Genomic DNA, 14,133 nt, shown 5'->3' on the forward strand with positions numbered 1-14,133 from the left:
AACCGCCGTTATTTTACTACGCGATGATGTCGGGCAGGATCTGGTCCTGAAGTTTCACGATGTCGTCGCGCAGGGCCAGCTTCTTGCGCTTCAGCCGGGCGATCATCAGTTGATCCGGGGCGGGCATGTGGCCGAGCGCCTCGATGGAGGCGTCCAGGTCGGCGTGCTCCTGGAGCAGGCGGGCCAGTTCGGCGCGCAGCGCCTCGTCTTCTTCGGACAGGTAAGGTTCGTCGTCGTTCATCGTCAGGCCCCGGACCGGGGGATTATAGCTGAGCTGGCGTCAGGTCGGAAGCAGGTCGGACAGGGTTCTGAGCGCCGGACGCGGCACGACGCGATCCCACAGGCGCGCCGTTTCGGCCATGGCGTCGACGGGGGGGCGAGACGCGCCGGTCGAGGCGGGCGACAGGGCTTCGAGCCCGTTCAGCAGATGGCGCTCGGCGGCCAGTTCGATGGTCTTCACCTGTTCGCGCACGGCCAGGCGAGCGTCGGTCTCCAGGTCCGGCACGGGCGTCTTCAGCGTGCGGCGCACGGCGCGCAGGGGGGCGATGGTCGTGGTCTGCCAGGCGCGGGCGGTGTCGCAGGCGGCCTCGATGGTCTCCTCGTCGGGGCGACGCCCTGTGACGGCGGTCCAGGCGGCCCACAGCAGCAGGGGCACGTTCTGCTCGTGATAATCCTGAAGCGACAGGCAGGCCTCGGCCGCGCCCGGCGCGGCGTAGGCGGCGCAGGCCCAGGTCCATAGATCGTCGCTCATGCCTCGCTCCCGCCTTTCAGCCCTTCCCAGCGGCGCACGGCCGACCAGTCCAGTCCGAAGACGTCCAGCGCTCGCCCGACCGACTGGTCGACCATCTGCTCCAGACTGTCGGGACGGGCGTAGAAGGCGGGCAGGGGCGGGGCGATGACGGCGCCCATCTCGGCCAGGGCCGTCATGGTGCGCAGATGACCCAGGTGCAGCGGCGTCTCGCGCACCATCAGCACCAGGAGGCGGCGCTCCTTCAGCGTCACATCGGCGGCGCGGGTCAGCAGGGTCGAGGTCACGCCGGTGGCGATCTCGCTCATGGTCCGCACCGAGCAGGGCGCGACGATCATGCCCAGGGTGCGGAAGGAGCCGGAGGATATGGTCGCCCCCACGTCGTTCAGTCGGTGAACCACGTCCGCCTTGGCCGTCAGCTCGTCGGGGGTGAGATCCGTCTCCTGCGACAAGGTGAGCAGGGCGGCGCGGGTGACGACCAGATGGCTCTCGACGCCCAGTTCGCGCAGGGCGTCCAGCACGCGCGCGCCATAGACGACGCCTGAAGCGCCAGAGATTCCAACGACTAGCCGAGAGGGCGCCGGCGCCCGAACGGTCGTGTTCACAACATCGGCCAATTTCGTCTCCAACCTGTCCGTGTTCGGAGCGGCGAGGGTCACTGCAATGTGATTCCACACCTCGTCGAACCGGGCGCTCAGTGTAGTGGTCCCTTAGACATGGAGGCGCAAGCCATGACCATCGAGGCTCGTATTCGCGAATTGGGTAATCGCCATCGGTCGCTGGATGAGACCATCCAGCAGGAGATGCGCCGGCCCACCGCGGACCCGACACACCTCAGGGAGCTGAAGCAGCGAAAACTGCGACTTAAGGAAGAGATCAACAGTCTGGAATCCCGAACCCACTAGCGGGCTTCCCACCTGAAATGACGACGGCCCCGGAAGATCGCTCTTCCGGGGCCGTTTTGTATCTGTCGATCGACAGGAGATCAGTCGCGTGAACCGAACACCGACTCGGCCGTGGGCTCGGCGCCCGAGCCATAGTCCGGCTCGGCCTCTTCCTCAGCGACGACTTCCGGCTCGACCTCAGGCTCGACGGGCTGGAGGACCCCGTTCTTGGCGTCGTCCTTGGCCTTCTTGTCGGCGGCCTTGCGGACCACTTCGTCCAGCTGCAGCTGGCCGGTCAGGCCCAGGGTCACAGGATCGACCGGCTTGATGTTGGCGGAGTTCCAGTGGGTGCGGTTGCGCACGCTCTCGATCGTGGCCTTGGTGGTGCCCAGCAGCTTGGCGATCTGGGCGTCGGTCACTTCCGGGTGGTTGCGGACGAACCACATGATGGCGTCCGGGCGGTCCTGACGGCGCGAGACCGGCGTGTACTTCGGACCCGACTTGGCGGGCTTCAGCAGTTCGGCGTGGCGGCTGACCACGGCCTTCATGCGGTAGCTTTCATCGTTCTGGGCCTTGTCCAGCTCTTCGCGGGTCAGCTGGCCGTTGACGATGGGGTCGGCGCCGCGAATGTCGCGCGCCACGTCGCCGTCGGCGATGCCGCGCACTTCGAGCGGGTGCAGGCCGCAGAAGTCGGCGATCTGCTCGAACGAGAGCGAGGTGTTGTCCACCAGCCAGACCGCGGTGGCCTTGGGCATCAGGATGTCGGTCATGGGCATGGATCCCGGCGGTTGCGGCCCAAAAAACGGGCGTTTGAATCGACGGCGCCCGACCTTTTCGGCCGGGCGCGAGAAGACCTTTATAGGTGATTTCAGTTGAAATGAAAACGTCGTCTGTCGCCCTCATACAGCGAAGGTTCATCTGGCATGATGAACATTCAGGGCCAGGGCGCGTTGTGCGCCGGGAGAGATCTCGAAGGAGACCGTGTCATGAAGAAGTTCGTGGTTGCAGCGGCAGGTTTGGTCATGGCGGCGGGCGGTTTCTCCGTCGTGAACGTGAGTTCGGCGGAAGCCCAGGTTCAGGCGCGCGGCGCGCCGCGCGGCTCCTACGTCCAGAGCTGCTCGGGGGCCTATGTGAATCGCGGCCGCCTCTATGCGGATTGCCGCGACATGCGGGGCAATATGCGCGAAACCTCGATCGAACTGGCGCGCTGCTCCAGCGAAGAGATCGTCAACCGCGACGGGCGTCTGGCCTGCGGCCGCTTTCAGGGCGACTTCGAGAACGGCGGCCGTCCGGGGCGTCCGGGCGGCGGCTGGAACGACGGCCGGCCTGGCAACGGCGGTTGGGGCCAGTCCTCGATCACCGTCTATCGCGACGCCGACTATCGCGGCCAGTCGATGAGCTTCCGCAACGAGGTCCCGAACCTGCGCAACCTGGGCATGAACGATGCGATCAGCTCGATCCGCCTGTCACGGGGAAGCTGGGAGGTCTGCGAGGACGCCAACTATCGCGGTCGCTGCGAGATCGTGCGCGGCGATATGCGCGACCTGCGCAATACGGGGATGAACGACAAGATCTCGTCCCTGCGTCCGGCCCGCAGCGGCGGCCGCTGGTAGGCTGTAGAGACGATTGACGGATAGGGCGGGAGGCTTCGGCTTTCCGCCTTTTTCCTTTTTAGGGCAGCAGCACGACCTTGCCGACGTGGGCGCCGGCTTCCAGATGGGCGTGGGCGGCGGCGGCCTCGGCCAGGGGGAAGGTCGCCTCGACCTGGGCCCGCACGGCGCCGGAGGCGATCCAGGGCCAGACCGTAGTCTCGACGGCGGCGGCCAGGCGGGCCTTCTCGTCGGCCGGGCGGCTGCGCAGGGTCGAGCCGGTCAGGACGATCCGCTTCAACATGATCCGCATCAGGTCGACCTCGGCCCGCGCGCCCGTCAGGGTCGCGATCACCACCCAGCGTCCGCCGGGCTTCAGGGCGTTGAGGTTCAGTTCGGCGTAGGCGGCGCCCACCATGTCCAGCACCACATCGGCTCCGCCCTCGGCCTGAATGGTGGCGGCCAGGTCGTGTTCGGCCGCGTCCAGGCTGACGTCGGCGCCCAGGGCGCGGGCGGCCTCGGCCTTGGCGGCCCCGCGCGAGGTGGCGATGACGCGGGCGCCGGCCGCCTTGGCCATCTGGATGGCCATGACGCCGATGCCGCTGGTGGCGCCGTGGATCAGCAGGGTCTCGCCCGCCTTCAGCCCGCCGCCCTCGAAGACGTTGGCGAAGACGGTGAAGGCGGTCTCGGGCAGGGCGGCGGCCTGGATGAAGTCGAGGCCGTCCGGGATCGGCAGGGCGTGGCGGGCGTCGACCACGGCGTATTCGGCGTATCCGCCGCCGCCCAGCAGAGCGCAGACCCGGTCGCCGACCGCCCAGCGCGTCACGCCTTCGCCTACGGCGTCGACCTCGCCCGCGACCTCAAGCCCCAGGATGTCCGAAGCGCCCGGCGGCGGCGGATAGCGCCCCTCGCGCTGGACGATGTCTGGGCGGTTCACCCCCGCTGCGCGCACGCGGATGCGGATTTCGCCGGGCGCAGGAGCGGGCAGGGGACGCGTCGTCAGGCGCAGGGCGTCGGCGGGGCCGCGTCCGTTTTCGATCTCTATGGCCTGCATGGTGCAGCCTCCCTTGCTTGCATTCCGCTTCAATGCGGCGTTCACATAGGAGGTCGTGCCCGTAATGGCCAAGGAGGCGAGGATGAGTTTCGAAGATCTGGAGCCCCGGCCGCAGCGCGGCGAGGCCATCGCCGCCCTGGGGCGTGAAGACCTGGACCTCTACGCCGTGGATGAACTTCAGGAGCGGATCGCGGCCCTTGAGGCCGAGATCGCCCGCGCGCGCGCCGCCATTCAGGGCAAGTCTTCACAGCGCAGCGCCGCCGATGCGCTGTTCAACTTCCGCTGAGGCGCGCGGGTTGGGGACGGTTTCGGCCGCCCCCTCCCGTCGGATCAGCTTCCGTGGCATGACGATTGCAGCGAGCGAATGCATGAGATTCGTGGATAGACGCCTGTGACCGCCATCGAAGCTGAACCGAGCCCGGCGCGCCTTGTCGGCGCCGAAGTGCTGGACTTCGCGCGCTCCGAGCTGTTCGAGCGCACCTTCCGCGAAGGCATGGAGCTGGTCGAGGAGACCGCCGCCTATCTGGATGGCGACGGACGCCAGGATTCGCGCCTGCTGTCGCGGGCGGCGGCCCTGTCCTATGCGGGCGAGAGCATGAAGCTGACCACGCGGCTGATGCAGATCGCCTCGTGGCTGCTGGTCCAGCGCGCCGTGCGGGAACAGGATATGAGCGCCGAGGCGGCGGGCGACCCCCGCTACCGCCTGGCCGATCGCCGCATGGAGACGGAGCCGCGTCGCGGCGACCTGCCCATCGCCCTGATCGAATACGCCGTGCGGGCCGAGAAGCTCTACGACCGCGTGCTGCACCTGGACCGGCAGATGTATGTGGAGCCGGCGACGGCGCCCGCCAATCCGGTGCAGAGTCAGATGGATCGTCTGCGCGCCGCCTTCGGCTGAGCGCCTCGCTTACGGCGTCACTTCGTCCGGATCGATCGGGGCGTCGGCCACCACCTGCGGCAGGTTGACGGCGATGCCCAGGGCGTCGGCCAGCTTGGCGTCGCGCTTGTAGACGTCCTCGCGGAAGGCGACGCGGCCCTGACCGTCGACGAAGGCGGTCCAGTAGAGCAAGCGCACGCCGATGTTGCGGCCGGTGGTCACGCGCTTGGTCTCGCCGCTGGCCTGGGCCGCGTCGAACACGGCCAGGCGTTCGGGGTCGGGCGACAGCAGCAGGCGGGCGAAGCCGATGGCGTCCTGCACCCGCACGCAGCCGTGGCTGCGCTGGCGCACCGACAGGTTGAAGGCGCCCCGCGCCGGGGTGTCGTGCAGGAAGATGGCGTAGCTGTCCTGGAGCTCGAACTTCACATTGCCCAGGGACGATTTCGGCCCGGCCCGCTGCACCACCCAGCCGTCGGCGTTGACGTACATGTCGTTGGCGGCGAGGTAGCCGGGGCCCTTGGGCAGGATCTCGCGCCGGGCGATGCCCATGGGCACGGTCCACGGCGGATTGGCCACGACCGAGGCGAAGGGCTTTTCAAGGCTGGGGGTCTGGTTGGCGGCGGTGCCGACGATGACGCGGTTGGAGTGAACCGGCTTGCCGTCCTTCCAGTAGACCATGATGGCGGCGGCGGTGTTGACCTCGATCCGCTCGGGGTTGAGTTCGCGCTTCAGCCAGCGGCGACGCTCCAGGTTCAGGGCGATCTGGCGGGCGCGGTCCTCGGCCGTGGCGGTCAGGGAACGCTGAGTCGCAGGGCCGACGCGGCCGTCGGAGCCCAGGCCGTGACGCGTCTGGAAGCTGCGAACCGCCTGCTGAAGCTCGGAGCCATAGGCCAGGTTGCCCTTCAGCCGCTCGGCGGCGGCGGCGCTCAGGTCGCCCTCGGCGGCGAGGCGCGCGGTCAAGGCGGGGATGCGCGGGTCGCTGCTCCCCGGCTCGATCGTGCCGCTGCTCAGGCGGAAGGCGGGCCAGCCGCCCTGACGGGCGATGCGGCGATAGCGGGCATAGCCGGCCGACAGATTGGTGTAGCCCAGGTCCGTGGGGGGCAGGGCGTCGAACCACTGGCTCAGCGTGTTGGCGGCCACGGCGTCGACCAGACCGCGCGGCAGGTCGACGCTGTTCTTCTGCATCTCCCACAGCTCTTCGACCGTCTCGGGCCGGATGCGGCCCTCGGCCAGGACACGAGCGTAGGCCAGGGCGGCGGCGGTGGTGCGGATCTCGGCCGTCTCGCGGTCGGCGGCCAGGCCGACGAAGTCGAAGAAGTCTCCCGCCGGCAGGCCATGGCGCTCGGCGCCGGCGGCGACTTCCTGCAGCACGCGCAGGCGATCGGCCGTCCAGATCGGCTTGCCCTGGGTCAGTTGGTAGACGGCGCGGACCTCGGCCTGCTGGGCTGCGGGCAGGCGCCCGGCCTGGGCGTCGAAGCCCGCGATGAAGATCTGGGGATCGGTGGTGCGCGTCTGGGCCAGCGCTCCGCTCGCCGCCGCCAGCGTCAGGCTCGTCGTGGCGACGCCAAGGCCCAGTTCCCGTCGGTTCATCGTCTGCAACTCATGTGGTCCGATCAGGCCCGGACCCAGCGTCCACGCCCCAAATGATCGAACGCGTTCATATTATCGGCGTTCCGGGCAACAAAAAAGCGCCGGCCCTCGGACCGGCGCTTTTGTGGCGAACTTGTCGCACCAAGCGTGGCTTACTTCTTGATGAAGCCGCCGAACTTGTTGTTGAAGCGCGACACGCGGCCGCCGCGGTCCATCAGGTGCTGGTTGCCGCCGGTCCAGGCCGGGTGAGACGTCGGGTCGATGTCCAGGTTCAGCGTGGCGCCTTCCTTCCCGTAGGTCGAACGGGTCTGGTAGGTGGTGCCGTCGGTCATCACAACAGTGATGAAGTGGTAGTCGGGGTGCGTGTCCGCTTTCATCGATCTTGTCCGTCTCTGCGCGACGACGATGCCGACCGTCACTGCGCGTAAATAGAGAATCCCGCCGCAGGGCGCGACGGGAGCGAGGGGCGGCGTTTACACCGGGGGGCGTTCCGGGGCAAGAGCGCGGCCATGACCCACGCAGAACCCCAACGCCACGCTCAACCGACAGGCCGCCCCGGCGCCGGGGCCGTTCTGGCCGAGCAGATGGAAGAGGCGGGCGGCAAGCGCGCCAAGAGCCGCAACATTCGTCCCCTCGGGCGGCTGCTGCCCTTCCTGGGGCGGCACAGGATGGACGCAGGCATTTCGGCGATCTGGCTGATCGGTTCGACCGTCGCCTCCCTGGCTCTGACGGCGACGGCGCGCGGGGCCATCGACCAGGGGTTCGAGAGCGGCGGCGCCCATATTGACAAGTGGTTCCTGATCCTGGGCCTGAACGCCGTGATCCTGGGGCTGGCGACGGCGCTGCGCTATTTCTACGTCACCAAGACGGGCGAGCGGATCATCGCCGATCTGCGTCAGGCGCTGTTCCAGCGCATCCTGACCCTGGACCCCGTCTTCTTCGCCCATATGCGCACGGGCGAGGTGCTGTCGCGCCTGACCACGGACATCCAGCTGGTGGACACCCTGCTGACCACCTCGATCAGCTATGCGCTGCGCAACCTGCTGACCCTGATCGGCGGGGTGATCCTGCTGTTCTTCGTCAGTCCGAAGCTGACGGCCTTAGTCCTGCTGATCGTGCCGCTTCTGATCGTGCCGCTGTTTCTGTTCGGCCGGGTCGTGCGACGCCTGACGGTGAAGTCGCAGGACACCTTCGCCGGGGCCGTGGGCTTCGCCGGGGAAAGCGTGGACGCCATCGAGACGGTTCAGGCCTTCGGTCGTGAAAGGAGCGCCATCGGCCGTTTCGGCGCGGCGGTGGAGGAGGCGTTCGGCGTCTCGCTGAAGCGGATGCGGGCGCGGGCGGTGATGACGGCCATGATCATCGTCGTCATGTTCGGCGGCGTGACCCTGGTGCTGTGGCTGGGCGCGCAGGACGTAATCGCCGGGACCATGACGCCGGGCGCCCTGCTGCAGTTCGTGCTGCTGTCGGTGTTCGCGGCGGGCGCTGTCGGGGCGCTGGGCGAAAGCTGGGGCGACGTCCAGAAGGCCGCCGGCGCCATGGAGCGGATCGACGAGCTAATGCGGGCGACCCCCGCCATCGCCCCGCCCGCCAGCCCGGTCGCCCTGCCTCAACCGCCGCGCGGCGAGGTGTCGATGTCAGCGGTGGACTTCGCCTATCCGGGCCGCCCCGACTTGCCGGCGCTGAAGGGCTTCAGCCTGACCGTGCGGCCGGGCGAGACGGTGGCTCTGGTCGGGCCGTCGGGGGCGGGCAAGTCGACGGTCTTCCGCCTGCTGCTGCGTTTCTATGACCCGCAGTCGGGCCTGGTGTCGGTGGACGGCGTGGACGTGCGCGCGGCCGACCCGGTCGATGTGCGCAACCGCTTCGCTTGGGTGTCGCAGGAGGCGCCGCTGTTCTCGGGTTCGGCGCTGGAGAACATCCGCTTCGGCCGCGAAGCGGCGACGCTGGAGGAAGCCCGCGCCGTCGCCGCCGAGGCGCAGGCGCTGGGCTTCATCGACGCCCTGCCGGAAGGCTTCGACACCCCACTGGGCGAGCGCGGCAAGAGCCTGTCGGGCGGCCAGCGCCAGCGTCTGGCCATCGCGCGCGCCCTGGTGCGCGAGGCGCCGATCCTGCTGCTGGACGAGGCGACCAGCGCGCTGGACGCCGAGAACGAGCGTCTGGTGCAGGCCGCGCTGGATCAGGCGATGTCCGAACGCACCACCCTGGTCATCGCCCACCGTCTGGCGACCGTGCTGAGGGCCGACCGCATCGTGGTGATGGACGGCGGTCAGGTGGTCGAAGAGGGAACGCACGCCGAATTGACGGCCAAGGGCGGGCTGTATGCGCGGTTGGCGAAGCTGCAGTTTCAGGGAACCTGATCGTAAACCCTCTCCCGGCGGGAGAGGGTAGGTTAGCGTGCGTCTACAGCCGCTGCGGGAAAGTCGCTGAACACGGCGTCGACGCCCAGCGCGTAGACCGCTTTCAGCCAGCGCGTCAGATCGCCGTGGTCGGCCGGCGCTTCGCCGATGCGGTATTGGGCAGGCAGGAACAGGTTCTCCGCCCGGAAGGTCCAGACCACGACCTTCAGTCCCGCCGCATGGGCGTCAGCCGTGAGGCTGGAGGCGTCCAGCGCCCGGCCCGCGTCGTCACGCGGCACGACCATCAGATCCTGAACTCCGATCGCGGCGGCATAGCGGGCGATCTCGGCCAGACCCTCTGACGTCGCCATCTCGGCGTAGGTCGCGCCGGGCCGGTCGGCGGGGCCGCCGCTCGCCTGCATCAGTTGCAGCAGGGGGGCGTCGATGCGCGCGGCCAGCCGCTCCAGAGTCCCGACCTCGAAGCACTGGATCAGGATGGGGGCGTCGGCGCCGGTCAGGCTGTGGCGCTCCAGCGCCGCGACGAAGGCGTCCTCCATCGGCAGGCCCAGAGCGGCGAAGTGGGACGGGTGCTTCAGTTCGGGCGCGACGCCGATGACGCGGCCGGTGCGGGCGCTGGCGTCACGGGCGATCTCGACCACTTCGTCGAAGGTCAAAATCGGCTCCTGGCCGTCGAAGGCGGCCGAGGCGGGGCGCAGGGCGGGCAGGCGCTCGCGGGCGCGCAGGGTCTTCAGTTCCGCCAGGGTGAAGTCTTCGGTGAACCAGCCGGTGATGGGAACGCCGTCCACGTCGCGGGTGGTGCGGCGCGCAGCGAACTCCGGACGGTCGGCGACGTCGGTGGTCTCGCTGATCTCGTTCTCGTGGCGGACGACCAGACGGCCGTCGCGGGTCATGACCAGATCCGGTTCGATGAAGTCCGCGCTCTGTTCGATGGCCAGATCATAGGCGGCGCGGGTGTGCTCAGGGCGCTCGCCCGAGGCGCCGCGATGGGCGATGACGGTCGGCTTGGCGGAGGGAGCGGACATGGCCGGTTGGCTCGACGACAGGAGGACGGCGGTCAGGATGGCGGCGATCATGCGCGAAGGGTAGGGGGCGGACGTGACAGGCGCGTGATCACGTGACCCTCTCCCATCGGGAGAGGGTGTATGCCTTACGCCTCGCGCAGGATCTTGCGCAGCTTGGCCTGGATTTCCGGGTTGCCGGCGACGATCTGCTTGCCGTGCATCGGGTTGCCGTCCTGGTCGATGGTGGTGACGACGCCGCCGGCCTCGGTGACCAGCAGGATGCCCGCCGCCACGTCCCACGGCTGCAGGTTGCGCTCGAAATAGGCGTCGTAGCGGCCTGCGGCGACCCAGGCGAAGTCCAGCGAGGCCGCGCCCAGGCGACGGATTCCTGCGACGCGCTGGCCGACGGCGTGGATGTCCTTGATGGCCTGTCCGTGGCCCGTCTTGCCGATGAAGGGCAGGCCCGTGGCGATCAAGCACTCAGCCATGTCGGCGCGTCCGGCGATGCGGATGCGCATGTCGTTCAGGTAGCAGCCCTTGCCCTTTTCGGCCCAGAACATCTCGTTCATGACCGGGTTGTAGGTGACGCAGGCCACGATCTCGGACGTGCCGTCGGGATGCTTGCGCTCCAGACCCACCGTGATGGCGAAGTGGGGCATGGCGTGCATGAAGTTGGTGGTGCCGTCGATCGGATCGACGATCCAGGTGTGGGTCTTGTCGGTGCCCTCGACCATGCCGCGCTCTTCGCCCAGGAAGCCGTAACCGGGGCGGGCCTTCAGCAGCAGCTCGAACAGGGTCTGCTCGGCCTTGACGTCGGCGGCGGTGACGAAGTCGCCGGGGCCCTTGCGGGACACCTGGAGCTGCGACACCTCGCCGAAATCCCGGAGCATCGGGCGGGCGGTCTTGCGGACGGCGTCCATCATGACCTGGAGCAGGGCGGAAGCGAGGGCCATAGGCGGTTCTCCTGATCCGTCGATCCTCGAAAGGCCTGCGGCCCGGATGGACGGAGAAGCAAAAGGGGCGCGGACCATCCGCGCCCCTGTAGTCTTTACAGCGCCCGGCCTTGGCCGGGAATGACGGCGTTTGTTAGTCCGCGCGGCGGACGTATTCGCCGGTCGAGGTGTCGACGATGATTTTCTCGCCCGTCGACATGAAGGGCGGGATCATGACGCGGATGCCGTTCGACGCCTTGGCGGGCTTGTAGGACGACGAGGCGGTCTGGCCCTTCACGGTCGGCTCGGTCTCGACGACTTCCAGAACGACCTGTTCCGGCAGTTCCAGGCCGATCGGACGCTCTTCGTGCGACTCGATGATGACCTTCATGCCTTCCTGCAGGTAGGGGATGCGGTCTTCGCCGACCCAGCCCTTTTGCAGTTCGATCTGCTCATAGGACTCGTCGTCCATGAAGACGAGGGTTTCGCCGTTGTCGAACAGATAGGAGTAGTCGCGCTGTTCCAGCGTGACGCGCTCGACCTTGTCTTCCGAGCGGAAGCGTTCGTTCAGCTTGTTGCCGGTTTCGAGGTTCTTGGCCTCGACGTTGGCGAAGGCGCCGCCCTTGCCGGGCTTGACGTGGCTGGCCTTGGTGACGACCCACAGGCCGCCGTTGTGTTGCAGGACCATGCCGGGCTTGATGGTGTTGGCGTTGATTTTCATGAGAACCGTAGGGCTCGTTGCTGGGGGGCGGCAGGCGCCGACCGCCAGGGCGTGGCGCGCCAAATCGCCGGGAGCCCTAGAGGATAAGCCGAAAAAGGGCAATGGCGCTGCTCGGCGACTCGCGGATTCAGACTGCGTCGTCCAGACCGCGTTCCGCCTGATTGGCCAGGCGCACGCCCATGCCCGTCGGGGCGGCCAGCTTGCCCGCGCCGGGGTCAAGTTTGCGCGCTTCATGGGCGAAGGCGGCGGCCAGACCCGCCGACGACATGGCGGCCAGAATCTGGGTCCACCGTCCGGTGGGCCGCGCGGCCAGCCAGACGGCGTTGACCGTCTGGGCGACGGCCCACAGGCCCATGGCGGCGTTGCGTCCGGGCCTTGCGGGCGCGTTCCACACGCGCAGGGCCGACAGGGTGGTGGCGGAGAAGACGGCGGGAAGAATCAGGCTGAACGGTCCGCGCGGCCGCTCGGTGATCGGACCCTCGCGTTTTCGGGCGCCGGTCAGGCCGCGTGTCTGCGGAGGAACGGCGCGGGTCGCCACGGCCGTCGCCGCCAGGGCGAAGCCGACGGTCAGCGCCGCGCCCAGGGCGACGTGGCGCCAATCGCGGCCTTCGGCGTTGAGGAAGTCCGCCGCGTGGTCGCGGGCGGCGTCGAGGGCGTCGTCCATGCTGCTCATGCAGCGAAGAACAACCGGGCGCGGCGGACGTTCCCGCCTTCTGAGGCCGCGCCCGGCCTTGAATCAGTTCCCCGTGGCGGCGCCGTCGGTGACGATTTCCTTCATCGCCGACTGCAGATAATTCTGGGCGCCCATCAGTTGGATCAGGCTGTGTTGGTTCTCGAGGAAGTCGACGTGCTCCTCGGTGTCGGCCAGGATCTTCATCAGCAGGTCGCGGCTGACGTAGTCGCGGGCTTCCTCGCATTGGGTGACGGCGTCGCGGGTCGTGGCGCGGCTGTCGATCTCCAGCTGCAGGTCGGCGCCCAGGCATTCGATCGGGTCCTCGCCGACCTTCAGCTTGTGCAGATCCTGCAGATTGGGCAGGCCGTCCAGGAACAGGATGCGCTTGATCAGCATGTCGGCGTGCTTCATCTCGCCGATCGATTCCTCGTAGATGACGTTGCCGAGGTGGGCCAGGCCCCAGCTCTCGAACATGCGGGCGTGCAGGAAGTACTGGTTCACCGCCGTCAGTTCGTTGGTCAGCACCGCATTGAGGGTGCGGATGATCGCGGGATCGCCCTTCATGGTCGTCGTCCTTCAAAAGCAGCGGCGGAGACGGCCTCGACGCAAGGCCGAGCCTCCTGACCGCCCGTGACGACCTTCATATCACGGCTTTGCAGCCGCTGATTATTTGCGAGTTTTTATCACTGCATTGATAATGCGAGTGAAATCCGCTTTCAAAACCGTCTATTCGGCGGCGATGGCGAAGGCGGTCTGGGTTTCCTGGATCATCTGGCGCATCTCGCACACGCATTTGGCGCACTGGGGCGCGCACTGGTGGCTGGCGAAGATGTCCTTCGGGCGGCTGGCGCCCGCCTCGATGGCGAGGGCGACGTCACGCTGGCGAAGACCGTTACAGTTGCAGACGTACAAGGCGAGGCACCCGGAACACTGAGAATGGCTCGCTATAGCACTTATTAAGGCGGGTGCAAATCATTCGCATACACATGCGACATTGACGGCGCCGACGCCGACGGGCAGGGCTCGGCCATGGCTCGTCAACCGCAAATTCCCGCCCGTCCCCCTTGCCGGCTGTACCTGATCACCCCGGCCACCATCCCGGACCTGGACGCTTTCGCCGCCGATCTGGAGGCCGCCCTGGCGTCTGGCGACTGCGCCGCCCTGCAGATCCGCCTGAAGGAGGCCTCGGACGAGGAGATCCGGGCCGCCGTCGCCCGGTTGAAGCCGATCTGCCAGGCGCACGACGTGGCTCTGATCCTGAACGACCGTCCGGATCTGGCGCGCGCCACGGGCTGCGACGGCGTGCATGTGGGCCAGGAGGACGCCTCCCTGGCCGAGGCGCGTCGCATCATGGGCGAGGACGCCATGATCGGCGTCACCTGCCACGACAGCCGCCACCTGGCGATGGAGGCGGCCGAGGGCGGGGCGGACTATGTCGCCTTCGGCGCCTTCTTCCCGACGGCGACCAAGGAAGTGGTCCATCACGCCGAGCCCGAGATCCTGACCATCTGGCAGGAGACGATGGAGGTTCCCTGCGTCGCCATCGGCGGCGTCACGGCCGAGAACGCGGGCGGACTGGCGGCGGCGGGCGCGGACTTCGTGGCCGTCAGCGCCGGGGTCTGGGCGCATCCGCAGGGGCCGGCGGCCGCCATGCGGGCCTTCGACGCGGCCCTCGCGGCGGCTTCGGCGACCGTCGCCTGACTTCAGAGG

The 14,133-nt window shown here is 68.3% G+C and carries 19 protein-coding genes; 6 read left to right on the plus strand and 13 right to left on the minus strand.

From position 1 onward, the window contains the following. Positions 1-16: 16 nt before the first annotated feature. Genes V8J38_RS05650 through V8J38_RS05660 form a run of 3 tightly spaced genes read right to left on the minus strand, consistent with a single transcriptional unit; the run spans position 17 to position 1,353 of the window. Positions 17-241, minus strand: coding sequence for a YdcH family protein (locus tag V8J38_RS05650; protein WP_025978184.1), 225 nt, complete (start codon positions 239-241; stop codon positions 17-19). Between the two features lie 39 nt (positions 242-280). Further along, positions 281-751 (minus strand): TIGR02444 family protein, encoded by a 471-nt coding sequence (locus tag V8J38_RS05655; protein WP_338578235.1) that lies wholly within the window; start codon positions 749-751, stop codon positions 281-283. Then, positions 748-1,353: a UbiX family flavin prenyltransferase gene (locus V8J38_RS05660; protein ID WP_338578596.1), complete on the minus strand. Its 606-nt coding sequence runs from the start codon at positions 1,351-1,353 to the stop codon at positions 748-750. Before V8J38_RS05660 ends, V8J38_RS05655 begins: the two co-directional genes overlap by 4 nt. Positions 1,354-1,479: 126 nt before the next feature. Between V8J38_RS05660 and V8J38_RS05665 the strand changes: the two genes are divergently transcribed. Then, positions 1,480-1,653 carry a YdcH family protein gene (locus V8J38_RS05665; protein WP_291776611.1) on the plus strand — a complete coding sequence of 58 codons (174 nt, stop codon included), beginning with the start codon at positions 1,480-1,482 and terminating at the stop codon, positions 1,651-1,653. 80 nt (positions 1,654-1,733) lie between these two features. On the opposite strand, the gene V8J38_RS05670 is transcribed toward V8J38_RS05665, so the two are convergent. Further along, on the minus strand, positions 1,734-2,402 hold the full coding sequence (locus V8J38_RS05670; RefSeq protein ID WP_338578237.1) for a DUF1013 domain-containing protein: 669 nt from the start codon (positions 2,400-2,402) through the stop codon (positions 1,734-1,736). Positions 2,403-2,618: 216 nt separating this feature from the next. Between V8J38_RS05670 and V8J38_RS05675 the strand changes: the two genes are divergently transcribed. Continuing rightward, a complete protein-coding gene (locus V8J38_RS05675) occupies positions 2,619-3,245 on the plus strand; it encodes a beta/gamma crystallin-related protein (RefSeq protein WP_291776606.1) in 627 nt (208 codons plus the stop codon). Positions 3,246-3,303: 58 nt separating this feature from the next. On the opposite strand, the gene V8J38_RS05680 is transcribed toward V8J38_RS05675, so the two are convergent. Next, entirely contained in the window at positions 3,304-4,275 is a 972-nt protein-coding gene (locus tag V8J38_RS05680) for an NAD(P)H-quinone oxidoreductase (RefSeq protein ID WP_338578239.1), read from the minus strand. Between the two features lie 82 nt (positions 4,276-4,357). Here V8J38_RS05680 and V8J38_RS05685 point away from each other — a divergent pair, with 82 nt between their 5' ends. Then, on the plus strand, positions 4,358-4,561 hold the full coding sequence (locus V8J38_RS05685) for a DUF1192 domain-containing protein (protein ID WP_291776601.1): 204 nt from the start codon (positions 4,358-4,360) through the stop codon (positions 4,559-4,561). Between the two features lie 207 nt (positions 4,562-4,768). Continuing rightward, positions 4,769-5,173 carry a DUF1465 family protein gene (locus V8J38_RS05690; protein WP_374558940.1) on the plus strand — a complete coding sequence of 135 codons (405 nt, stop codon included), beginning with the start codon at positions 4,769-4,771 and terminating at the stop codon, positions 5,171-5,173. Between the two features lie 9 nt (positions 5,174-5,182). Here the strand turns inward: V8J38_RS05690 and V8J38_RS05695 are convergent, their stop codons facing one another. Together V8J38_RS05695 and rpmE are read right to left on the minus strand one after the other, a co-directional pair. Further along, positions 5,183-6,742, minus strand: a complete 1,560-nt coding sequence (locus V8J38_RS05695; protein ID WP_291776599.1) for a L,D-transpeptidase family protein — start codon at positions 6,740-6,742, stop codon at positions 5,183-5,185. Positions 6,743-6,894: 152 nt separating this feature from the next. Continuing rightward, a complete protein-coding gene (gene rpmE, locus V8J38_RS05700; RefSeq protein WP_003168899.1) occupies positions 6,895-7,119 on the minus strand; it encodes a 50S ribosomal protein L31 in 225 nt (74 codons plus the stop codon). A gap of 132 nt (positions 7,120-7,251) precedes the next feature. On the opposite strand from rpmE, the gene V8J38_RS05705 reads away from it, so the two are divergent. Beyond that, entirely contained in the window at positions 7,252-9,096 is a 1,845-nt protein-coding gene (locus tag V8J38_RS05705) for an ABC transporter transmembrane domain-containing protein (protein ID WP_338578240.1), read from the plus strand. 32 nt (positions 9,097-9,128) lie between these two features. On the opposite strand, the gene V8J38_RS05710 is transcribed toward V8J38_RS05705, so the two are convergent. From V8J38_RS05710 to V8J38_RS05735, 6 genes are all read right to left on the minus strand, one after another. Beyond that, positions 9,129-10,169, minus strand: coding sequence for a glycerophosphodiester phosphodiesterase (locus V8J38_RS05710; protein WP_338578242.1), 1,041 nt, complete (start codon positions 10,167-10,169; stop codon positions 9,129-9,131). A 74-nt stretch (positions 10,170-10,243) separates the two neighbouring features. Further along, on the minus strand, positions 10,244-11,050 hold the full coding sequence (locus V8J38_RS05715; RefSeq protein WP_338578243.1) for an inositol monophosphatase family protein: 807 nt from the start codon (positions 11,048-11,050) through the stop codon (positions 10,244-10,246). 133 nt (positions 11,051-11,183) lie between these two features. Further along, positions 11,184-11,750, minus strand: a complete 567-nt coding sequence (gene efp / locus V8J38_RS05720) for an elongation factor P (protein WP_200167699.1) — start codon at positions 11,748-11,750, stop codon at positions 11,184-11,186. Between the two features lie 127 nt (positions 11,751-11,877). After that, positions 11,878-12,414 carry a TspO protein gene (locus tag V8J38_RS05725; protein WP_291776580.1) on the minus strand — a complete coding sequence of 179 codons (537 nt, stop codon included), beginning with the start codon at positions 12,412-12,414 and terminating at the stop codon, positions 11,878-11,880. Between the two features lie 72 nt (positions 12,415-12,486). Further along, positions 12,487-12,987 (minus strand): bacterioferritin, encoded by a 501-nt coding sequence (bfr, locus tag V8J38_RS05730; protein ID WP_291776578.1) that lies wholly within the window; start codon positions 12,985-12,987, stop codon positions 12,487-12,489. 162 nt (positions 12,988-13,149) lie between these two features. Continuing rightward, a complete protein-coding gene (locus V8J38_RS05735) occupies positions 13,150-13,335 on the minus strand; it encodes a (2Fe-2S)-binding protein (protein ID WP_291776575.1) in 186 nt (61 codons plus the stop codon). Between the two features lie 117 nt (positions 13,336-13,452). On the opposite strand from V8J38_RS05735, the gene thiE reads away from it, so the two are divergent. After that, on the plus strand, positions 13,453-14,124 hold the full coding sequence (gene thiE, locus V8J38_RS05740; RefSeq protein WP_338578244.1) for a thiamine phosphate synthase: 672 nt from the start codon (positions 13,453-13,455) through the stop codon (positions 14,122-14,124). The last annotated feature ends 9 nt before the right edge of the window (positions 14,125-14,133 follow it).

The sequence above is a fragment of the Brevundimonas olei genome, assembly GCF_037055245.1.
GTDB classification, from domain to species: domain Bacteria; phylum Pseudomonadota; class Alphaproteobacteria; order Caulobacterales; family Caulobacteraceae; genus Brevundimonas; species Brevundimonas olei.